16 protein-coding genes are annotated in these 21,793 nt (G+C 34.9%); 3 read left to right on the top strand and 13 right to left on the bottom strand.

Going from position 1 to position 21,793, the window contains the following annotated elements:
• Positions 1-91: 91 nt before the first annotated feature.
• Entirely contained in the window at positions 92-3,610 is a 3,519-nt protein-coding gene (locus tag L0669_RS20855) for a nitrate reductase (RefSeq protein WP_263759800.1), read from the bottom strand.
• Between the two features lie 183 nt (positions 3,611-3,793).
• Here L0669_RS20855 and L0669_RS20850 point away from each other — a divergent pair, with 183 nt between their 5' ends.
• Positions 3,794-4,504 (top strand): Crp/Fnr family transcriptional regulator, encoded by a 711-nt coding sequence (locus L0669_RS20850; RefSeq protein WP_263759799.1) that lies wholly within the window; start codon positions 3,794-3,796, stop codon positions 4,502-4,504.
• A 74-nt stretch (positions 4,505-4,578) separates the two neighbouring features.
• Here the strand turns inward: L0669_RS20850 and L0669_RS20845 are convergent, their stop codons facing one another.
• From L0669_RS20845 to nirB, 10 genes are all read right to left on the bottom strand, one after another.
• The gene (locus L0669_RS20845) at positions 4,579-5,349 is read right to left on the bottom strand and encodes an alpha/beta hydrolase (RefSeq protein WP_263759798.1); all 771 of its coding nucleotides are present in this window, start codon (positions 5,347-5,349) and stop codon (positions 4,579-4,581) included.
• Between the two features lie 259 nt (positions 5,350-5,608).
• Positions 5,609-6,232 carry a class I SAM-dependent methyltransferase gene (locus L0669_RS20840; protein WP_263759797.1) on the bottom strand — a complete coding sequence of 208 codons (624 nt, stop codon included), beginning with the start codon at positions 6,230-6,232 and terminating at the stop codon, positions 5,609-5,611.
• 3 nt (positions 6,233-6,235) lie between these two features.
• Positions 6,236-6,949 carry an exonuclease/endonuclease/phosphatase family protein gene (locus tag L0669_RS20835; protein WP_173971657.1) on the bottom strand — a complete coding sequence of 238 codons (714 nt, stop codon included), beginning with the start codon at positions 6,947-6,949 and terminating at the stop codon, positions 6,236-6,238.
• Between the two features lie 191 nt (positions 6,950-7,140).
• Entirely contained in the window at positions 7,141-8,415 is a 1,275-nt protein-coding gene (locus tag L0669_RS20830; protein WP_263759796.1) for an alginate export family protein, read from the bottom strand.
• A 98-nt stretch (positions 8,416-8,513) separates the two neighbouring features.
• Complete coding sequence (locus tag L0669_RS20825) at positions 8,514-9,992, bottom strand: MFS transporter (protein WP_263759795.1); 1,479 nt, start codon at positions 9,990-9,992, stop codon at positions 8,514-8,516.
• 94 nt (positions 9,993-10,086) lie between these two features.
• Positions 10,087-10,746, bottom strand: coding sequence for a response regulator transcription factor (locus L0669_RS20820; RefSeq protein ID WP_173971660.1), 660 nt, complete (start codon positions 10,744-10,746; stop codon positions 10,087-10,089).
• 903 nt (positions 10,747-11,649) lie between these two features.
• Positions 11,650-13,461, bottom strand: coding sequence for a PAS domain-containing sensor histidine kinase (locus tag L0669_RS20815; RefSeq protein WP_263759794.1), 1,812 nt, complete (start codon positions 13,459-13,461; stop codon positions 11,650-11,652).
• 11 nt (positions 13,462-13,472) lie between these two features.
• Entirely contained in the window at positions 13,473-14,057 is a 585-nt protein-coding gene (locus tag L0669_RS20810) for a DUF4202 domain-containing protein (protein WP_263759793.1), read from the bottom strand.
• A gap of 268 nt (positions 14,058-14,325) precedes the next feature.
• On the bottom strand, positions 14,326-14,703 hold the full coding sequence (gene nirD, locus L0669_RS20805) for a nitrite reductase small subunit NirD (protein ID WP_263759792.1): 378 nt from the start codon (positions 14,701-14,703) through the stop codon (positions 14,326-14,328).
• Between the two features lie 220 nt (positions 14,704-14,923).
• Entirely contained in the window at positions 14,924-17,437 is a 2,514-nt protein-coding gene (nirB, locus tag L0669_RS20800; RefSeq protein WP_263759791.1) for a nitrite reductase large subunit NirB, read from the bottom strand.
• 269 nt (positions 17,438-17,706) lie between these two features.
• Between nirB and L0669_RS20795 the strand changes: the two genes are divergently transcribed.
• Positions 17,707-18,489 carry an META domain-containing protein gene (locus L0669_RS20795; protein ID WP_263759790.1) on the top strand — a complete coding sequence of 261 codons (783 nt, stop codon included), beginning with the start codon at positions 17,707-17,709 and terminating at the stop codon, positions 18,487-18,489.
• Positions 18,490-18,600: 111 nt separating this feature from the next.
• Positions 18,601-19,041, top strand: coding sequence for an META domain-containing protein (locus L0669_RS20790; RefSeq protein WP_263759789.1), 441 nt, complete (start codon positions 18,601-18,603; stop codon positions 19,039-19,041).
• Positions 19,042-19,125: 84 nt separating this feature from the next.
• Here the strand turns inward: L0669_RS20790 and L0669_RS20785 are convergent, their stop codons facing one another.
• A complete protein-coding gene (locus L0669_RS20785; protein ID WP_263759788.1) occupies positions 19,126-20,406 on the bottom strand; it encodes a DUF2130 domain-containing protein in 1,281 nt (426 codons plus the stop codon).
• Between the two features lie 341 nt (positions 20,407-20,747).
• The gene (locus L0669_RS20780) at positions 20,748-21,629 is read right to left on the bottom strand and encodes a LysR family transcriptional regulator (RefSeq protein WP_263759787.1); all 882 of its coding nucleotides are present in this window, start codon (positions 21,627-21,629) and stop codon (positions 20,748-20,750) included.
• Positions 21,630-21,793 lie beyond the last annotated feature (164 nt).

Here is a 21,793-nt window from a genome sequence, read left to right as displayed (position 1 = left end):
TTCAGTCTCAGTCTCAGTCGCAGTCACGGTCACAGTCTCAGTCTCAGTCGCAGTGCCAGTTGTCACTGAAAACTGGCACTGCGACTGAAAACTAAATTTTACATTTCGCTAATATCTCTTTAACTTCTGTTTTACAGCTTCCGCAGCCTAATCCTGCGCCGGTGTTTTTGCATAAATCGGTAAAATTATTTACGCCGCTTTTTATGGTTTCTTCTATGTTTCCGGCACCAACCTGACTACAGGAACAAACTAATTTTCCCAGAACAGGTTTTGCATTTGAGCTTCCTCTAAGTAATAAATTTCGTTTGTCTGATAGTTCGATTTTGCTTTCGATCATGGTTTTAAATTCGGCAAATTCGTTTTTATCTCCCATTAAAATTGCGCCTACAAGCAAGTCATCTTTTACGATACATTTTTTGTAATAACGTTTTTTTAGATCGGCAAAAACAATTTCTTCGTATGAATCGTCATTTTCCGGAATTTCGATATCGCCAATGCTACACAGGTTTATATCCTCGAGTTTAAGAATATTCATTAAAATAGAACCTTTGTAAAAACTACTAATATCTCCCGCTAAAAAGTTGGCCAGAATATCCGCCTGTTCTTCGGCAGCAGAAGTGATTCCGAATAGTTTATTGTTGAATTCTGCTATTTCTCCAATAGCAAAAATATCCGGATTTGAGGTTTGTAAATACTGATTTACTTTTACGCCACGTCCGCAGGCAAGACCACTTTCTCTTGCAATTTCTATATTTGGAATCGTTCCTATAGTATAAACAATCGCATTTGCTGTGATGATTCTGCCGCTTTTTAAGGCAATTTCTATTTCATTAGGAGTATCGGTTTCAAAAACGGTACTTACTTCATTATCAAAATAAATCTGAATATCACGAAGCTGAACTTCTTCGGCCAATAATTTACTTGAAATTCGGTCTAATTGACGTTCCATTAAGCGCGACGCTCTTTGAACAATTGTCGTTTTTACTTTTTTATGTTTTAAGGCAGCGGCCAATTCAAGACCTAACAAGCCTCCGCCAATTATCACAACATGTTGTTCTTCGGGAGGTAAATTAGTACTGTCGAGATGTTTTTTTAAACGATCGGCATCTTCTTTTCTTCTTACGGTAAATCTGCCCGGAAGATGAAGTTGTGCATTTTCAGGAACAAAAGGACGGCTTCCTGTAGCCATGATTAACGAATCGTAAGTATGAGTTTCGCCTAAACTATCTGTTATTGTTTTTGTATTAGAATCTATTTTAGTGATAGCAATACCAGCATTCATGGTAATTTTTAGTTTGTTTAAAGCTTCACCATCTTTTACTTTTAGCAATTGATCCCAGCTAAATTCGCCAGTCATATATTCCGGAAGTAAAACTCTATTGTAAAATGGATTCATTTCATTCGAAAAAACGACAATCTCATCTGTTGAATTGAACTCACGATAGTTTTGAATAAACCTGAAAGCGGCAGCTCCCGCACCTATGATTGCAATTTTCTGAAAAGGCTTTACATATTTACTAATAGCAACCGTGGTGTACTTAAAATCAGGTTCTTTAGAAATAGGATCAACAAGCGTATTGGTTAAATTATTGGTTCTGTTTAAATCATTTTCGAGTTGTTTGCCCCAATGCATGGGCAGGAAAAGGACTTTTTCTTTAATAGCATCTGTAACTTTCGCTTTTACGCGAACTTCTCCATTTTTGCTGGAAACAATAACAATATCACCATTTTTGATGTCGGATTTATAAGCATCAATTGGGTTTATTTCCAAAACCGGACTTGGCGTGTGCGTCATTAATCTGGATACTTTTCCGGTTTTGGTCATCGTGTGCCATTGATCGCGAACGCGTCCTGTTGTTAAGATAAACGGAAATTGCGGACTCGGTTGTTCTGACGTATTTTCTATAGTCGTTGGTAAATTGAAAATGGCTTTTTGCGATGGCGTATAAAATTTTTTATCGGTAAACAGGCGAGGAGTTCCCGGATGTCCGTAATCCGGTACAGGCCATTGAAAAGTACCTTCGGTTTTTAATCGGTGATAATTTAAAAAGGAGATATCGATGTTTGTATTTTTAGTAAGAGCACAATGTTCTTTGTAGATTTCTTCGGCACTATTAAAATTAAAACCATTGAAATTCATTTTTTTAGCAAATCGAATTAAAATTTCAATGTCAGAAAGGGCCTCGCCCGGAGGATTGATTCCTTTAGGTAAATAAGAAATACGACGTTCAGAATTGGTCATTGTACCTTCTTTTTCTAACCAACCGGCTGCAGGCAATAATAAATCCGCATATTTTGAAGTATCTGCGTTGTGTGAAATATCCTGAACCACAACAAACTTAGCCTTTTGCAATGCTTTCTCGATACGTCGGGAATCTGGTAAACTTACTAGGGGATTGGTACAGATAATCCAAATGGCTTTCATTTTACCGGATTCCAGTGCTTCAAACATTTCAGTTGCCGTTAAACCCGGTTGATCTGATATTGCATCAACTCCCCAAAAATCGGCGACTTCTCTGCGATGTTCGGGATTTGCAATGTCTTTGTGTGCAGCGAGAAGTGTTGCCATTCCGCCAACTTCACGTCCGCCCATGGCATTGGGTTGTCCTGTTAGTGAAAATGGTCCTGAACCCGGTTTTCCTATTTGTCCCGTTAATAAAGATAAATTCAATAAAGCAGTATTTTTATCCACTCCAACAGCACTTTGATTCAATCCCATAGCCCAAAGTGAGATAAAACCTTTGGCTTTGCCAATAGTATCAGCAGCAAGTTTAATATCATTAACAGAAATGCCACAAATCTTTGATGCTTTTTCTAGCGAAGTACTTAAAACTAGATCTTTGTATTGTTTGAAATTTTCGGCATTATTTTTTACAAAATCATGATCTACGTATCCTTTTTCGATGATACGTTTGGCCATAGCGTGGTATAAAATAATATCAGAACCCGGAATAATCTGCAAATGCAAATCGGCAAAAGCAGCTGTATCCGTTCGTCTTGGATCAATAACAATGATTTTTACTTTCGGATTTTTCTCTTTGTGTTTTTCTATTCTTCTAAATAAAATAGGATGACACCAGGCGGGGTTGGCGCCAGTAATCAGGAACGTATCGGCGAGTTCGATATCGTCATAAGCAATGGGTACACTGTCTTCTCCAAACGTTTTTTTATAACCCACAACAGCCGAACTCATGCACAATCTTGAGTTGGTATCGATATTATTGGTTTTTAGAAAGCCTTTTACCAGTTTGTTTACCAAATAATATTCTTCGGTTAAACATTGGCCTGAAATATAAAATCCAACACTATCCGGACCGTGTTTTTTTATGATAGAAGTAAAAACCGCTGCAGCGCGATCAAGTGCCGTATCCCAGCTTACGCGTTCGAGCGGATAGGATTTACTGCCGCGCATTTCAGGATATAGAAGCCTGTCTGAGGTATCATTGACTACGTAATGCAAATTCATTCCTTTAGAACACAACATTCCTTTGTTTACCGGATGGTCTTTGTCACCCGTAACCATTATGCTGTTTTTGGCATCTTTGGTAACAATTATGCCACAGCCAACGCCACAATACGAACAGGTAGTTTTGATTTTGGTATTTTGCATTACAGTCTTTTTTTGATACTACTGATTAATTTGTTTTTAAAACTAAATAAATCACGTATTTATTTCAAAACAAAAATAAGTATTTTTACGTATTAATACTTATTTTTAGGATTTATTTTTCTACTTTTGATGAAAATAAAAAAGCAATCGGAATTTATTGTAAAATGTATAAAATCTGGTCTGATGAAAGAAGAACTTCCTATTTGTTATACTTGTCTTAATGAAAATTGTTTCATTAAGAAACATTTGCACTTAGAACAAATGAAAGAATATGTTGTAAGGAAACAGACTTTTATTTGCAAGAAATCGAATTCATTCATTAAAGAAGGTGATCCTATAAAAGGGCTGTTTTTTATTTGTTCAGGAAAAGTAAAAACAATAAAAACCGGAATTAATGGAAGGGAACAAATTGTTCGGTTAACAAAAAATGGAGATACAGTAGGTTTTCGCGGATTTGGAACCAGTAAAAGATATTTAATTGGGGCTTCTGCTTTAGAAGATACTGTTTTATGTAATTTTAGTAACGAAACGATGTTAGAAATTCTTCAAAGCATTCCTGAGTTTACTTATGCTTTGATGTTATTTTATGCTGATGAACTGAATAAAAGTGAGAACAATATTCGTAAAATTGCTCATATGAATGTTCGTGAGCGTGTTATTGATTTGTTACTGTACATTCATCGTAAGTTTGGTCATAGGAATGATTTAATTGATATTGAACTATCCAGAAAAGAAATTGCTGATTTCGCCGGAACAACAGAAGAACAAGCTATTCGCGTAATTTCTATTCTAAAAAAAGAAATGCTGATTAAAACCGTTGGAAAAAAAATTGGGATTTTGGCTGTTGCTCAACTACGTTCTGAAATTATGGAACATAAATATTTTTCGATTTAAATTGATTACGTAATTTTAATTATAATTTAGAGACGTACAATTAGTTTTTTGATTTTGTACGTCTCTTTATACGTTTATAAATTAGAGTACCAATTTAGTATATAATCTGCGATTTCTTCCCATCCTTTTTCGCCACAGATAAAATGACTTTTCTGATCGTAAATTTTCACATCAACTCTGCTGTTGGGATCTTTATATTGAGCTGCAATTTTTTTGGTTAAAGCAGGCGGAAATATATTGTCATTTCCTCCTCCAATAAATAAAATCGGCTGATGTGGTTTTTTGAAATCGGCATTAGAGAAAGATTTTAATAGTGTTTCTCGACCAATTTTTCGACTTTCGGGAACTGCAATAAGATCGTAAGCTTTGTCTTGTTCTGATTTTGGGAGTGTATTAAAAAAGGCACGATTGTACCAGTCTCTCGATCCTAAGAAATGGCCTTGACTTGAAAAAAAGTTTACTGCAGGCCAAACGATTTTTACGGTAGAAAATGGAGGAAAAACATTTTTGGGAGGCGCGCCGTTAATGCTTACTGCAGCATCGGCTTTGCCTAAATCTATGAGTTTTTGTACGGCTAGTCCCGCCATCGAATGCCCAATTATAAGCGGTTTTTCTGGCAACGTATCGATGAGTTTTGCGATATTCTGTACTACAGCTATAAAGCCTGTGTCAACAAGTTCCGGATGGATGTTTTTTCTAAGTGCTGCAGGATCACCATCGTGTCCTGGATTTGCGGGAGCATATACTGTATATCCTTTTTGCTCATAATAATTTTTCCATTCAGACCAGCTACTATCATTCACGAACATTCCGTGCACTAATACAATTGTTTTTGATTTTGCCATTATTAAGGTATTTAAAATTGATACTAATTTTAGAATAGGGCAATGCAAAATGAGAAACAACCTTATTTATTTTAGGTTGCCGCTTGTAGATAGTTTCTTTTTTTGTACTAAAATACAAATAAAAGTTTTTAATTTAACAAAATAAATTTATTTAAATAACTGTAGTTTAGTTAGTTATTAATTTTTGAAGTGAAATGGTGTAGAGATGTACTGAGGTAAAATTTGGTGTACATCTCTACGAAACGTTTTTGTAGAAAGGTTATTTTTTCTTTCCAACAAATCGAATAACAGAACCTTTTCCGTTGTGGAATAATCCTTCGTTTAGTTCGATTTCTTTTTCTTCTAGCTGAATGATTTCGTAATCAGGAAAATCAGATTGTATTTCTTCAATAGAAAATAATGATTCAATATCTTTTGGTCCGCCAACTTTATCGTTGATAGCCAGATATTCTAAGTGTTTTTTACTGAAAGCCTCAAAAATGATAACTCCGCCTTTACGTAGATAAGTTTCTAATGTTTTGTGAATTGAAGATTTTATTGCTGCCGGAAAGTGTGCATAAATTAGTGCAATAGCATCAAATTGTTCTTCTTGATAATTTAGCGTTTCTAATTCTCCCACTAGATAATCAATTTCGACATCATTGGCTTCAGCAAGTTTAAGAGCTTTATTTTTTCCTTCAGCACTAATATCAAATGCTGAAACTTTCCAGCCTAATTGAGCAGCAAAAACAGCATTTCGACCTTCACCTTCAGCGGGGAAAAGAATGCTTTCGGTTTTTAGTTTTTCTAATTGTTCTTTTAGATATTTGTTGGGCGCTGTGCCGTAAGCGAATTCCTCGCTGCTGTAACGGTCGTTCCATCTGTCTGTCCAAGTGTTGTTCATAGTTTATATATTGAATTTAATTATTAAAGGTTTGTGATCACTGTACAAAGTCCAATCGTGATAATTCCCTATTTCTACGTTTTCTAAAACTTCAATAAAGTCATTTGAAGCAAAACAGTAATCAAGATGATAAGGCTTATTTTCATGGCGATACATATATAAAGTGGGATGTTGTTCTTTTCCCTGTATCTGATTGAAAAATTTGTGGTAAGTACTAAAGATGTTTTTCGATCCTAATTTATCGACAACATTAGAGTGGTTTCCTTCTCGCCGCGGTTTATCCCAAATGGTATTACTATTAAAATCTCCCATCAAAATAGTTTGTTTTTCCTGAATAAGATCATCATAAAAATTAATAGCTTTCCAAACTTGGGTGACGTAAGCTCCATCTTTATCTGCGGGATTGTTTGCCCAAATTGCGAATAAAGTAAAATCAATTTTTCCGCCTTTAACTGCAATAGGCAAAATGTTTTTGATGTTGGGATTATGGCAATTTAGTAATTCAAATCGATAATCGCTATAAGAGAAAATGCCAAGTCCTTTATTTGGATTTGTTCCGTACCAAAGAATATCTGTAGGTACTTGTATTCCGTCAGGAAATTTAAGTTTTTCAGGACTTTCACACTCAGAAATTACTGCAATATCAGGATTGTAAGCCAAAATAAATTCCGCTTTTTTTCTGAACGCCATATTACAATTCCAAGCAATGATTTTCATTATGGTAAAGCAGTTTTTTGTGTAGAATTTAATTGTGCTTGTTAGCAGCGGTATTTGCTATAAGTTGAGAAAACGAATCAATAAAATCTATATCAAATATACCAAAAGAATCTGTTTTTGATCTAAAAAAAAATACCCTTTTTCGAAAAGTGAAAAAGGGTAAGTTTATATTATTTAGGGTAAAGGTAAATCTATTTTTTCCAGGTGAAAATTCTAGGATTAACAGAAATCATCAACCATGCCCAGTTGTTGGTATGTCCTGCATATCCACCTGGTTTTAAAACTTCTAATGATTTAGTTCCAAACATTTGAGAATAACCTCCTGTAAGTGTGATATCTTTTTTGAAATTGAATCCGGCTGTAAAATCGACCTCAGTTCCTAAATACGAATCCATTTTTTCACTTGTAACTTTGTCAACTACATCAGCAGCAGATAAGAATACGTGTGGCATTAGTGCAAATTGCCATTTTTTTACATTATAAGTAAATTTCATATTAGCATCTTGCAAACCAACACTGTTTTGATGACCTCCACCAACGTAAAAATAATCCATATAACCGTTGAAAGCGTGGTTGGTACCAAAAATAGGATTGAATGATTTGATCACTGTACTAGTATCATCCATGTCTTTTCCTGATAAATATTCATAACCAATACCAGCTTTAAACGAATCAGTAATGCTGTACGCGAAGTTTACAGCTCCATCCCAGGCACTAACTTGTTTGTCTGCACTTTTTCCGGTTTGACCGTAGAAACTTAAGTTACCATCAATTTTTTTGTTTTTGTAAGTCAGGTAAGTTCCAAAAGTTTGTTTGTAGTCAACTAATAATTTTTTATCAATAAGATTATTCATGTACTCATAGCCTGTATTCAAAACTAATAGACTTACGCCCAATTTGTCTACGTTGGTATGATACCATGCATATTGCATTGCTTTATAATTACCTACTGTGTACGGAGTTTGAAAGTTGTTTTCTGCATCAGAGTTATAGGCAAATCCCATATCAAGCTGATGATTTTTTGGATGAAACGAAATCATTATCGCGTCATGACTTTGTCCTTGTTGCAACCAGTCAATTTCTCCCATAATACGTTGGTTATCATAAGAAAGTACCTGACGACCTGCTCTCGCGCTCCATTTTTCAGATATGTCATATTGAGCCCATGCTTCAAAAACAGCTACACCATTTTTATCTGAAGTTGCAGTTGTTCCCACATCTCCCCATGTTCTTACATTCTGTAAAGTTAATTTTACAGATAATTGATCTTGTTTGTAATTAAAATTTAATCTGGAACGTTGTGAGATTTGTGAAGTAGCTTCTGTTCCTTCTGGTATAAGAGTCTTATATCCGTTACGATATTCAAAACGTGGTCTTAATTGCAAGTTTGCATCAAATTCCTGCGCCTGAATGTCAAAGCTTATTCCTACTAATAATAAAAGTAGAATTAATTGTAGTTTTTTCATAATTGGTTTCTTTAAATATCAGCAAAATTATAAGAAAAATAGCTCATTATATATGATAAAAATCATATTTATCAGCTAGTCTTTTAATGTCTATTAAACTACTGTGTGTCAATTACTTTTGCAAATATAGGTGATTTTTCTTTCATAATGTTAAGGATTGTAAAATGCATCCAAATCAGGCAAATAGCAGAGAAAATAAGAATAAAAATCCAAGAACTGGACCAGATTCCTGTTGCTGTTAGCAGATATCCAAAAATGATAGGTCCGAAGAAACCACCCAAACCACCAATCATTCCTACCATGCCACCAACAACTCCTACTTCTGTTGGGAAATATTCAGGGATGTGTTTGTACACTGCTGCTTTACCAATTCCCCATGAAATCCCGATTAATATCACTAAAACAAGAAAAACCCACATATTAGCATCGAATTTAATAACCGTAATTCCTTTGGCTAAAAGTTCTTTTTTCTTTACTGTTTGATTTTGTTCTACCACAACTTGTTGCCACGATGTGCTGGTGGGAAAGATGGCACTTTCGTTTAAATCTTCTTTCTTTTGGGCAACAGGAAAATCTGTTTTTCCAATTTTGATATTATCATTTGAAACGGCAGTTATTGTACCTTTTTTAGTCGCCAAAACTCCCGGGCCTGTAGTCGTGATTTCCATTTTTGGAATCATTAACAAAGCACTTAAAATTACTGATGAACTCAAAACCCAATACATTACTTTTCTGGCGCCGAATTTATCTGATAAATAGCCTCCAAATGCACGAATGACGCCAGAAGGTAAACTAAAGAGTGTTGCAAATAATCCGCCCATAACTAAACTGGTTTGATACACGTTCATGAAATTTGGCAGTAACCATTGCGAATAGGCTACAAAACATCCGAAAACTAAAAAGTAATAGGCTCCAAAACGCCAAACACGTGCTGATTTTAACGAACCCAACATTTGAGAAACGCTCTTAGTATTGTTTTCTATTTTTTTATTTTTGGCGAAAATTAAAAAGGCAACACCAATTACCAATAAGGAAATGGCATAAATAACAGGCAGTATTTTCCAGCCATTTTGAGGATCATCTACAGAAAAATGATTTAATAATGAAGGTGCTAAAAAGGTTGTTATTGCAGCTCCGGCATTTCCCATCCCGAAGATTCCCAAAGCGCGTCCTTGACATTCTTTTGGATACCAGATTGAGGTGTATCCAATTCCGACAGCAAAGCTTGTTCCTACCATGCCAAAGAAAAAACTCAATAAGGCAAACATAAAAAAACTGTCAGCGTAAGGAAGAAGAAACAGTGGAATGGAGCAGAGGAGGAGTAAAAGTGAGAAAACGTATTTCCCGCCATATTTGTCTGTGAGAATACCTATTGGTAAACGCATGATGGAACCGGTTAAGATTGGAATGCCTAAAAGCCAGCCAACCTGAACAACGCTCCAGTGAAAAATTCCGTTATCGACTAAAAAAGTTACCAGAACGCCATTTAGTGTCCAACAGGCAAAACACACTGTAAATGCCAATGTGTTCAGGATTAAAATTTTGTGAGATTGCGATAATGAGTTTGTCGTTTTCATAGTACTTAGATTTTTGATAAAAATAAGTACTATGACTTAGTTAAAAGCTGCTAAAACGCAGTTTTTGAAAAATAATTACGTATTAATACGTAATTTATAGTAGCGAATATTCAGTTGCTTTATTCGAAAGTTCCATCAAGTTTTTTACTTTTAACTTTTTCATTAAGTTAAAGCGATGCACTTCGGCAGTTCGCTTACTGATATCAAGTGCTTCAGCGATTTCTTTGTTTCCTTTTCCTGATAATAAAAGTGCCAGGATTTCTTTTTCTCTTTTGGTAATCATCATTTCGTCGGCTAAACTTTGTTTAGGTTCTAATGATGTCGATGAGTTGGTTAACTGACTAATTAATATTGATGAAATATCGCCACTAAAATATTTTCCGCCGGCAGCAACAGTATGCAATGCTTTCAGGAATTCTTCTTTGCTCGAACCTTTTAACAGATAACCGTCGGCTCCTGCTTTTATCGATTTTAATACGTATTCTTCAGATTCGTGCATAGAAAGCATGATGATCTTTACGTTATTATTTTCGCCTCTAAGTTTTTCTACTACCTCTATACCGGTTAAGTTGGGCATACGAATATCTACTATAAGTAAATCGGGTTTGCTGGCTGCAACCACTTCAAGAGCATCAGCACCATCAATAGCTTCACCTACAACCTCGATGTTTGCTTCGTTTTCAAGCAAGGATTTAATTCCATCTCTTACAAAAACATGATCATCTGCCAGTACTACACGAATGATATTACTCATAATTTACTTAAATTATATTTTGGATTTTTACGTATATTCATCTATAAAGAAGATGCTAATATACGTAATTTTTATATTTGAAATTTGAAATCTGTAAAATTTCAGATTCTAATATTAAAGCCAACATTAAAATATCATTAAAAAATTAAGTTTTGAATTGTCAGGCTGAGCTTCCCGATGCTCAATGCTATTCAGTTAAGATATTTTAGATTGTGTTCCATAGGAACATCTCATTGGTAGAAAAAAGAAGGCATGGTGAGAAACATCGTCCCATTGGGACGTTTGAGAAATTGTATAGGTAATCTGTATATTTTTTTACCAATTATTATTTATAAAATCAAACGTTCCTACGGAACGTGAAAAAATGCCGTATTTATTGATGCTACCAATGAGATGTTCCGATGGAACAAAAACAAAGGGATCAGATATTATCCTTAATAAATTGCTCAATTAGATTTTTACTTAACTTAATGACATTGTCCGAAGCTTTGGAAAGATTGGCATTTTGATAGTTCATCGATTTCGCTTAGGATGACAGGATTGAGGACGGTCTTGCGTTCCACTTTGTCAAAGTTTCAAACTTTGACAAAGTTTTTCATGAAGTTTGTCATTTCTTGTAAATTTTAAGTAACCGTAATATTTTATGAAAACGTTTACCCGCGAGAGGGATAGGAGCAAGCTACCGAAGTAGCGTGGATAGCCCGACAGCATGCCGGTAAGAGGGCGAATAAGCGCAAAGTAAATTGGCCCTCTTATCGGGATGGTGGCTCGCCCTAATAAATGAGATATTTAGTCAATTTGAAAATGAGATAATGGTTTTGCTTGGGGCTTCGACTTCGCTCAGCCTGACAAAACTTTGTTAGGTGTATGTATTTGTATTTTGGAATTTAAATATTGGAATTTTTATTTCAATATTGGAATGTTGAACGTTATTCTGGTTCCTTCTCCGGGGATAGAATTAATGAATACGCGACCATTTACGTACTGAATTCGCTCTTTCATAAACAATAATCCCATTCCGGATTCGCTATTGCGTTTTTTGTCTACGGCGTTGATATCGAAACCTTTTCCGTTGTCGTCTACAATGATACTAAGCAAATTGTTGCTGTGCGAAAGTTGGACAATTATGTGCGATGATTCGGCGTATTTGATGGCGTTGTTGATGGCTTCCTGCGTGAGGCGGTAGATATTAATTTCGATCAAAGAATCGAGACGCTGATTGAAATCGGTTTTGTTGTAAAACAGAATTTCTTTTCCGGTGAGTTTTGAAAGTTCCTGGGTGAGTTTTGCAAGTGAGGAAACGATGCCGTGATCGCTGAGTTCCGGTGGCATTAAATTGAAGGTTGCGGTGCGAACGCCTTTGATAATATCGAGTGATAATTTCTTTAAATATTCGATTTTTTGAGCTGATTTTTCTTTATCGTCGAGATTGATGCTTTCGAGACTGAATTTTAGGCCGGTAAGCATTTGCCCAATTCCGTCGTGAATTTCTTTGGCGATGCGGTTTTGTTCGTTTTCCTGATTTTCAACAATTTTGCTCGAAATAATCTTTTGCTGATTGATTTTTTCGGTACTGTTTTCGATATTCAGGCGTTCTACTTCGCGTTGCGCTTTTTTACGCTCGGTGATGTTGAAACAAATAATTAAAAGTTCTGATTCTTGTTTTTTGATTGTTACGGGAACCATTGATAAATCGAGCCAAAAAGTCTTGGCTTCTTTATTGATTATTTTGATTTCGCCCTGCCAGCCGCTTCTGTGTTTCTCAAAGATAATTCGGTCGATATTGATTTGTTCTTTCTCATCGGTGGTAAGTACTTCAGAGAATTTTTTGTTGGATGAAAATCGGGTGTAATTGATTAGTTTGGCGAATTTTTCTCCGATATGAATGATAGAACCATCGGGCGCAATACGACAATAAAGCAGCGTATTTTCCATGGCGTAATTAAGGGACTTTAATTCCTTAACTGAATTTTCTTTTATTTCGCTAATAATTTCTGTGTCGTAAGCTAGTTTTAAAGCTTTCTTTTCTGAGGCTAATAGCTTGGCAATTAGTTTCTCTATTTTTTTATTGGTAGGTTTAAAGATGAAGAAAAACTCCATTAACAAAACGAATAACGTAAAAGCAAAAATCCAGTATTCTATTTTGCGTTGTTCGGTTACTTTTTCGTGGGCTTCGAGATCATATTGACTGACAATCTGATTCATTTTAGAAAGAAAAACGCCTTCGTTTTTTAGTATGGTCTGAACCAGTTCCTGATTTTTGGATAAAGTATTTTTTTGCTTTAAGTTTAAAAGAAAAGAATCGGTTGACTTGCTAATAATACTGAAAACAGGATTAATATCTGCATAGAGTTTATTTAGGGTTTCGCTTTTTTCTTTTGGGAAAGCCAAACTATCGTTGCCATTTTCTAATGCGTTTTGTGTTGTTTTCCAGAGTTCCAGAACATTTTTTAGATGCGAAATTTGTTTTGATGAAACGGTATCTGAAACATAATTTAAAATCAAAACTTCTTTTACAATTTTCTGGCTTAACATTCTTTGTTTGCCTGAAATATTGATGATTTTAGAATCGCTTAGTTGTTGTTTTAAATTGTACTGAACTAGTATTTGACTTAAAATGACGGTTATAGCAATAGTCAGAAGTGCAAAAAAATACCAACGGCGTAAATTTTTGAAATTAATTTTATCTGTAGCTTCCTGATTGCTTTTTTTCATTCAAAGTCGATTTACAATCCTAAAGAAGCTTTTATTAAGTTTAAATTTTCTTCTGAATAATTGATTTTTAAGGCTTCCTGATGTCCTTTATCAGACATTTTATCCCAGGTTTTTTTGATGATGTTTTTTAGTTTTTCATCGTCGTGTTTATGCACAAAAGGATCTAAATAATATTCTAAAAAAACAAGGCAAATTACGTCTTCAAGAAGTTGTGTTTCGGCATCTTTTTTTAATAATTTCTTTTCGATTAAAAAAGAAACGCGATCGATAAAATCCTGATTGTATCCTGCTTTTTCTAAAATTTCGGCAGTGGTTTTGGCATGAAATTTTTTAAGATCTTCTCTCCATCTCAAATACCCTACACGATCCATTGGGTAGGATTCGCGGGCTACTTTCCATCTACAAATATGTTGCGCTTTTGAGGCAATCTGAATTTGTTCTGAAGCTTCAGGTTCAAACTGCATGAGCCTTTCGTACATTCGGTTCGAATACAATAATTCTTTTGGGTATTCGGTGTTTTTGTCGATTTCGATATTAGGATCCTGAGCGTTTTCAGCATCAATCCATTCGCTTGCTTTTTGAAAAGGTGTGTTCATTTTTTTGGGTAAGATAATAGATTTCAAAGATACGGAATTAAGTTTTTTTTCGCCACGAATTTCACGAATTAGCACGAATTATATGATTTGAATTTGTAGAATTAAATCATTTATAACGCCATTTTTGTCATTTCGAGGAACGAGAAATCTTCGCAAGTAACTCCGCACAGAAGAGTTACCAATCTTTGTTGAGCTTCTCGCGAAGATTTGCTTCGCCTGTTCGCTATCGCTCGAGTCTCGTTCCTCGAAATGACAGGATTGTGCACGTTTAATCTGTAAAACCTACAAATACTTCGTTTTCAATAACTTTAATCGGATAAGTGGCTATTTTAAAATCGTCGCCGTTTAAGTTGGAACCGTCTACTAACGAGAATGTTTTTTTATGCATTGGGCAGGCAATTTTTGGGATATCATCTGTAGATCCTGTCATGCCTCTTGCGAGAACCATTTCCATTTTATGCGGACAGGCATTTTGGCAAGCGTACCATTCGTTGCGACGGGCAAAATTAAAAATGGCTATTTGTTTGTTTTTGTATTTAATGCAACCTCCGCGATTGGTTGGGAAGTCTTCTACTTTTCCGGCTTTGAACCAAATTGTTGCCTCATTTGGATGAACTGTTGTGTATTGATTTAAGATTTCTTCCATTTTGATAAGTTTTGTGTTCCTGTTTCTTATCCCTCTTTTTACAATCAAGAGAGTTTGACGGCGCAGTAAAAAAGAGGGTAAGAGGACAGCAAACGTTTTTGTGATATTTTTTTTCTTTTTATGGAGCTTTTTTTCTCTCGCAGATTTTACAGATTTTATTTTTAATCGTTTTAATCGTTGAATCTGTGGCTATTATTTTCTATATATGTTTAAAAAATATTTACAACCAAGCTTTTGGCGCTTTTTGATCTCGTAACGGAACAAAAACAACATTGTCATCTTTCTCTTCTGAGTTTACAAAATGGTTGAAGCGTTTTAATAATCTTGGTTTTTCTAATACTTGTTTCCATTCGCATTCGAAAGTATTTACTAAGGTTTGCATTTCTGCTTCAAGGGTTTCACAGATTCCCAGACTGTCTTCGATTATGACTTCTTTTAAATAATTTAAACCTCCGTCTAGTTTTTCTAACCAGGTTGCAGTTCGAATTAGCGGACCAGCGGTACGGATGTAATACATTAAGAAACGATCCAGATATTTGATAACGGTTTCTTTATCTATTTTTTCGGCTAATAAAACGGCGTGTTTTGGATTTGCGCCACCGTTTCCGGCGATATATAAATTCCATCCACCTTCGACGGCGATTAATCCGAAATCTTTTCCACGGGCTTCGGCACATTCACGAATACAAGCCGAAACGCCGCCTTTAAGTTTATGCGGAGAACGAATTCCTTTGTATCTATTTTCGAGTTCAATGGCAAATCCGGCGCTATCATCCATTCCGTAACGACACCACGCATTTCCTACGCAGCTTTTTACAGCACGAAGCGATTTTCCGTAAGCGTGACCACTTTCGAAACCATTATCGATTAGGATTTTCCAGATTTTTGGTAAATCACTTAAATGTGCTCCAAACAAATCGACACGTTGTGCTCCGGTAATTTTGGTGTACAAATCGAATTGTTTGGCTACTTCGCCAATCACGATTAATTTTTCTGCGGTAATTTCTCCTCCGGCAACTCTTGGCACTACAGAATAGGTTCCGTTGCGCTGAATATTAGCTAAAAATCGATCGTTTGTATCTTGCGTTGTAACATGTTTATTGGCGGTATCGTTATAAATACTCGAGAAAATAGAAGCTACAACAGGTTTGCAAACTTCGCAGCCATCGCCTTTGCCATGATGATCGATAACTTCATAAAAGTTCTCGTATTTGTTTATTTTGACTAAGTCATATAATTCCTGGCGGTTGTAACTAAAATGCTCGCAAATCACCTCTTTTACTTCTTTACCTAGTGATTTTTGAGTTGCTTTTACCAAATCAGAAACCATTGGTTTACAGCCTCCGCATCCAGAAGTGGCTTTGGTATGTTTTACCACATCAGAGAAATTCGAACAGGTTTCGTCAAGAAGAGAACAGCAAATAGCACCTTTGGTTACATTTTCGCAAGAACAAATTACTGCTGTATCGGGCAAATCCAAAACACTGCCTAAGCTTGAACCTTCAGAACCATCTCTGGAGCCTAAGATTAAATCTTCCGGATTTTTTGGCAACGCCATGGCATTACTAAAAATCTGAAAAAGAGAATTATAATCGCTTGAATTTCCCACTAAAATTCCACCCAATAAGGTTTTAGAATCTTTGGTCACGTTGATTCTTTTGTAAATTCCGCTTAATTTATTCTCGTATATAATAGCGGTAACATTTTCGTTTTCTACGAAAGGATCACCAAAACTTGCTACTTCAACGCCAATTAGTTTTAATTGTGTCGACATATCGATGGTTTCTCTCATGGTTTTAGAACCCTTCAAAATTTGCTCAGCAGCAACATCAGCCATTTCGTAACCCGGAGCAACAAGTCCGTAGATATTTTGGTTGTAAAGTGCCACTTCACCAATAGCATAAATAGAAGGATCTGATGTTTGCATTTGATTGTTTACCACGACACCGCCTCTTAAACCTACTTCAAGTCCTGAAACTCGTGCCAGTTCGTCGCGAGGTTTGATCCCGGCAGATATCACCAGCATGTCTACTTTTAGCAATTCGTCATCGGCAAACATCATTCCGGTTATGCATTCCTTTCCGTCGATATATTGCGTGGCTTTGTTAAGATGAATACCAATATTTAATTCTTCGATTTTAGATTGCAGCATATCGCTTGCGCCTTTGTCTAATTGTCTGGGCATTAAACGCGGAGCAAATTCTACCACATGCGGATTCAGTCCTAAATCCCTAACGGCTTTTGCTGCTTCAAGACCTAATAATCCTCCGCCAAGAACGGCTGCTTCTGTAGCACCTTTTTGTTTTATTTTTTTGGCGTAAGCCATAATTGCATCAAGATCTTCGATAGTTCTGTATACAAAAACGCCTTCTTTTTCGACTCCGTCAATTGGAGGAACAAAGGCTGAAGATCCTGTTGCCAGTACTAAGTAATCGTAAGTATGTGTTTTCTCTAAATGAGTATGTATCGTTTTTTCTTTACGATTAATGTCTGTAATTAATTCAGAAGTATTGAGTGTAATATTATTTTCTAAATACCATTCAGTTGTAGAAAGTGATAAATCGTCTGCAGTTTTTCCTCCAAAGTATTCACTTAAATGAACTCTGTCGTAGGCTCGTCTGGGTTCTTCTCCAAAAACGGTGATCTGATACTTTTCATGTCCTGATTTTGCAATGAATTTTTCGCAAAATTTATAACCAACCATGCCGTTTCCAACTACTATTACTTTTATCATGATTTCTTTAATTAAGTATTACTACGCAAATATAAGTATTTGTACTTATTTAAATACGTATGTATTTTAATTTTTTTTAATTGAATGAAGTTAATTAACTACGTATTTTGTCGTAATCTTTTACGTAGTATGGGCTTTGAGAGGATTCAGGAAGTTATAATTATTGTAAATTTGAAAAGATTCTAAATAGTGATTTCGAAAAAATGTTGTAAATTCATAAGAATTTTATATATGTTTTATTTAAACAATATATTCTTAACATAAATGATATGAAAAAAATACTTTCATTTTTGCTATTGCTATCATTAATAGTAGGTTGTAAATCTACAGCCAGCAAAAGTTCAGATACCACAACAGCTACTTCTGAATACGGAACTCAGGAAGATCAGATGAAATATTATTTTACAGGAACGGGAAATGAGCCTTTTTGGGGAATAAAATTAGGAAATGAGCATATTGAGTTTACTTCTTTAATTTCCGGAAAAGAAAAACTCACTTTTCCAGCAACCGAAGTAATAAAGGCAATGGATGCTAATATAAAAATGTATAAAGTAAGCAATGAAACTTCTACTGCAACAATTACGATTCAGCAATTAGAATGTCAAAACTCGATGTCCGGAGCAATTTCTCCTTATAAAGTTTCAGTTGAAATTAAAAATAACTCCGAACTTACTTTTACAAAACTAAACGGCTGCGGAAATTACAATACCGATTATCGCCTTCATGATATATGGGTTTTGGAAGAATTAAACGGATTTAAGGTTTTTATCACCGATTTTCAAAAGGAATTACCAAGAATTGAAATCAATTCATCAGAAAATAAGTATATGGGGTTTGGCGGTTGTAATGCAATCAGTGGCAGTATTTTTTATGAAAAAGATCTACTCCGATTTTCAAAAGTAGTTTCGACTATGATGGCTTGTGCACCGGGAAACAAAGAAGATCAATTTATAAAAGCGCTGCAAAGTACCACTACATATTCTATTGGCGATAACAGGTTGACGTTGTCTAATCCTTCGGCAAAACTTTTAGTTTTTAGAAAAGTAGATTAATTGTAACGAATAAAATATGTCTTAATGTGATGAAATAATAACTTGTAGCTTCCTTTTATACTATTTTGTAAAATTATTTTTGTAAAATAAAACTTATAATAAAAATTTTACATGAAAAGGATTTTAATGCTATTTATAGCTGTATCGTTGACTTACGGTTGTAAATCTACAAAAGAAGGAAATTCAACCACAAGTATTAATTCAAAAACAATAGAAAAGAAACTACAACAAACCTGGATTTTGGAAGAGTTAAACGGAAAGAAAATTGCTCAAAATGATTTTCAGAAAAGCACTCCAAAGATTGAGGTAAAATCATCCACTTTTAGTGGCTCAACGGGATGTAATGCCATCAACGGAAATTTATTGTCTAAAGGTTCAAAAGAAATTCAGTTTTTAAATCTTACATCAGAAAATAAAAAATGTTCGACAGCTAAAAAAGAAGAAGAGTTTGTTAAGCTTTTAAAAACGACAACAAATTACTCTATCGATCACGATAAGTTATCGCTTTCGAATCAGTTTGGACCAACAATGGTGTTCAAAAAAGTAAATTAAGAAAAAAAGGTTCCGATACGTCGGAACCTTTTTTGTATCATTAAATAAAAAAATCAGTGCAAATCCGCGTGCCATTTCATGCTGCTATTCCAATAATTCTTTAGTATCTTCTTTATCTTCCTCAATAAAATCAAGTTCTAAAGCTCTAACCGTCTGCACAGCATTTCCGGCAATACCACGAATCGATCCGTACATTCCTAAAGTGTTGTGAACCACTTTTTCGATTTGTTTTTCGCGTTGTTTCCAAATACGCTGCATCGCTCTTTTTTCGGCATCAAGATCGCCTTGCATTTGCGTAAAACCTTCTACAATTCCTTCAATTTGCAAACGGAATTCGTTGCTCGTCAAGAAATCATACAACATCGACATTTTGTCGCCTTTATTTTCCTGTGCCTGAACAGCCTGGCTTACCTGAATCAAGGACTGACGTAAAACGTTGCTCAAACCTTTAAATTCTTCATACGTACAAATCCAGATTCCGTCACGCATTCCCATTCTGTCCATTCCGGCAGGCATTACTTCGGTAACTAAAACTCCAATATTGGCTCTTTTAGTTCTAATATCGTTTTTAAACTTCTCAATCCAGGCAGGCTGAAAAGCTTTTGTACGTTTACTTTCATAGTAAATCGAACCACAATTCTGCAATTCCCTGGTGTTTACCACCTGAAGACAATCTGCTCCGTTTGCTCCTTTTTTAATCTCGTCGATACTATCAAGCGGGAAATTATTGGCCAGCCATTCTTCAATTGCTAATTCCATTACTTCGCCTTGCAATTGCATAGAACCTTGTTCCTGCTTGCGTTTCATTTCTTCAATTAACTTCTTTTGGTCGTCAGATTGTTTTTGGTATTCTTTTATTTTTAGCTCGTTTTTTTCTTCTTCCTGTTTGCGAATTTTATCACGCTCCAGAACTAAAGTTGCGTTAAGTTGCTTTTGAGCTTCGGCTTCGATTGCTTCTTTCATTTCCAGTTTTTCACGCTGAAGTTTCGCAATTTCTCCCGTCATTTTATTTAATTCGCGAAGTTTTTCTGATTTCTCCGAAAGTTCTTTTTCCATCAAAAGCATTCGGTCTTTATTTTCTTCGTCGAGTTTTGTTTTTAGTTTTTCGGTAATTTCTTTTTCAGCAACCTTTTTTTCGCGTTCTAAACGTTCAGCAAAAAGTTCATTTTCCTGCTTCTTTTTAGCTTCAAATTCGGTTTTTGCTTTTTCGAATTGCTCGTTTTTAAGTTCTAATTCTTTGGTTTGAGCATTTGCCTTTTGTTGAAATTCTTTACGAATACTATCTTCCAGCTGATGTTTTAAAATATCATTTACGTCGATAGTTGTTCCGCAATTTGGGCACTGAATTGAAGATTGCTCTGCCATTTTTATTGATTTTATTTAGTAGAATTATAATTTGCTAAGGTATTTAAAAATTGAGGTTTTTTTGCCACGAATTCCTCGAATTTTCACGAATTGTTTTGTGTTTTTGATTTATTAATCGCGCAAAGTCGCAGAGTCGCAAAGTTTTTTGTTTTTGCGTAGATTTTGCAGATTTTTTGAATCATTTTAATCTTTTAATCTGTGGCTTTAAAGTAGAATCTTTGCGCCTCTGCGCCTTTGCGTGATTATTTTTTATAGTATGCAATTTAAGCACTGATTAAAACTAATTCTTACGGATTTCCATAAAAAATAATTCGCGAAAATTTGTGCAATTCGTGGCAACTTTACCTTTTAAAATTCAGTAAAAATTCAACAGCTAGTTTCGTAATTTCAGATTCATCTTCTTTTGATGTAATCAACGAAACATCTGTAAATAAATTGACTTTCTTTAATTCGATAAAACCAATTTCAGGATCATGATTATTCTTGGCAATATTGGAAGGAACAATCGAAATTCCCAAACCATTTTTCACCAATTGTACGATCGAATTGATGTTGTTGGATTCGTGCACTACTTTTGGCGTAAAGCCATAAAATGCACAAAGTTCCAGTAAAACTTCGTGATAATGTGGGGCATAATCTTTATTGAAAAATACAAAAGTTTCGTCTTTAAGATCTGGAATTTCTTTTTCAGAATTAATTTGAATAACATTTTTATTATAAACCACAGAAAAGCCGTCCTGAAACCACAATTGCGATTTTATTTTAGGCGATTTTACAGGAGAACGAATAATTCCTAAATCAATTTTGCCTTGTTCTAAAGCGTCGATTTGTTTGGTTGTAGAGACTTCAAATAGTTTGAAATTGACATAAGGAAATTCTGTTTTCAGATGTTTAATCAAATCTGAAATTACAGCCGAATATATTGAACTGATGTAGGCAATTCGAAATTCTCCGGATATATTTTCGGCAATTTTTTTCGTTCTTACTGAAATACTTTCAAGGTTCTGAAAAAGTTCTCGTATTTCCTTTTCGAAATATTTTCCGGCTTCGGTGAGTTCAACTTTTTTATTGTTTCTAATGAAAAGCTTTGCCTGAATTTCATTTTCAAGTTCGATGATTTGTCGGCTCAATGGTGGTTGAGAAATGAAAAGTTTTTCAGAGGCTTTGGTAAAGTTTAATTCTTCAGCTACAGCCAAAAAATATTTCAAGTGACGTAATTCCATAAATACTTATTAGGTATTAATAATTGACAAAATAAGTATTTTTGAAGTATATATCAAAGTACTAGTTTTGATAAAAAAAAAATTTCACGCAGATTCTACAGATTTAAACAGATTAGGCAGATTTATTTTAATTGTGCAGATTTAAAATGAAAGATCATTTTAAA

Origin of the sequence: Flavobacterium bizetiae (genome assembly GCF_024271895.1) — a bacterium.
Taxonomy (GTDB): domain Bacteria; phylum Bacteroidota; class Bacteroidia; order Flavobacteriales; family Flavobacteriaceae; genus Flavobacterium; species Flavobacterium bizetiae.
Note: the sequence above shows the minus strand (reverse complement) of the source record. Positions and strands in the feature narration are given on the sequence as shown.

Bases quoted from the DNA above. Each gene is read 5' to 3' on its own strand.
- L0669_RS20855 (WP_263759800.1), bottom strand. From the start codon at position 3,610: ATGCAAAATACCAAAATCAAAACTACCTGTTCGTATTGTGGCGTTGGC.
- L0669_RS20850 (WP_263759799.1), top strand. From the start codon at position 3,794: ATGAAAGAAGAACTTCCTATTTGTTATACTTGTCTTAATGAAAATTGT.
- L0669_RS20845 (WP_263759798.1), bottom strand. From the start codon at position 5,349: ATGGCAAAATCAAAAACAATTGTATTAGTGCACGGAATGTTCGTGAAT.
- L0669_RS20840 (WP_263759797.1), bottom strand. From the start codon at position 6,232: ATGAACAACACTTGGACAGACAGATGGAACGACCGTTACAGCAGCGAG.
- L0669_RS20835 (WP_173971657.1), bottom strand. From the start codon at position 6,949: ATGAAAATCATTGCTTGGAATTGTAATATGGCGTTCAGAAAAAAAGCG.
- L0669_RS20830 (WP_263759796.1), bottom strand. From the start codon at position 8,415: ATGAAAAAACTACAATTAATTCTACTTTTATTATTAGTAGGAATAAGC.
- L0669_RS20825 (WP_263759795.1), bottom strand. From the start codon at position 9,992: ATGAAAACGACAAACTCATTATCGCAATCTCACAAAATTTTAATCCTG.
- L0669_RS20820 (WP_173971660.1), bottom strand. From the start codon at position 10,746: ATGAGTAATATCATTCGTGTAGTACTGGCAGATGATCATGTTTTTGTA.
- L0669_RS20815 (WP_263759794.1), bottom strand. From the start codon at position 13,461: ATGAAAAAAAGCAATCAGGAAGCTACAGATAAAATTAATTTCAAAAAT.
- L0669_RS20810 (WP_263759793.1), bottom strand. From the start codon at position 14,057: ATGAACACACCTTTTCAAAAAGCAAGCGAATGGATTGATGCTGAAAAC.
- nirD (WP_263759792.1), bottom strand. From the start codon at position 14,703: ATGGAAGAAATCTTAAATCAATACACAACAGTTCATCCAAATGAGGCA.
- nirB (WP_263759791.1), bottom strand. From the start codon at position 17,437: ATGATAAAAGTAATAGTAGTTGGAAACGGCATGGTTGGTTATAAATTT.
- L0669_RS20795 (WP_263759790.1), top strand. From the start codon at position 17,707: ATGAAAAAAATACTTTCATTTTTGCTATTGCTATCATTAATAGTAGGT.
- L0669_RS20790 (WP_263759789.1), top strand. From the start codon at position 18,601: ATGAAAAGGATTTTAATGCTATTTATAGCTGTATCGTTGACTTACGGT.
- L0669_RS20785 (WP_263759788.1), bottom strand. From the start codon at position 20,406: ATGGCAGAGCAATCTTCAATTCAGTGCCCAAATTGCGGAACAACTATC.
- L0669_RS20780 (WP_263759787.1), bottom strand. From the start codon at position 21,629: ATGGAATTACGTCACTTGAAATATTTTTTGGCTGTAGCTGAAGAATTA.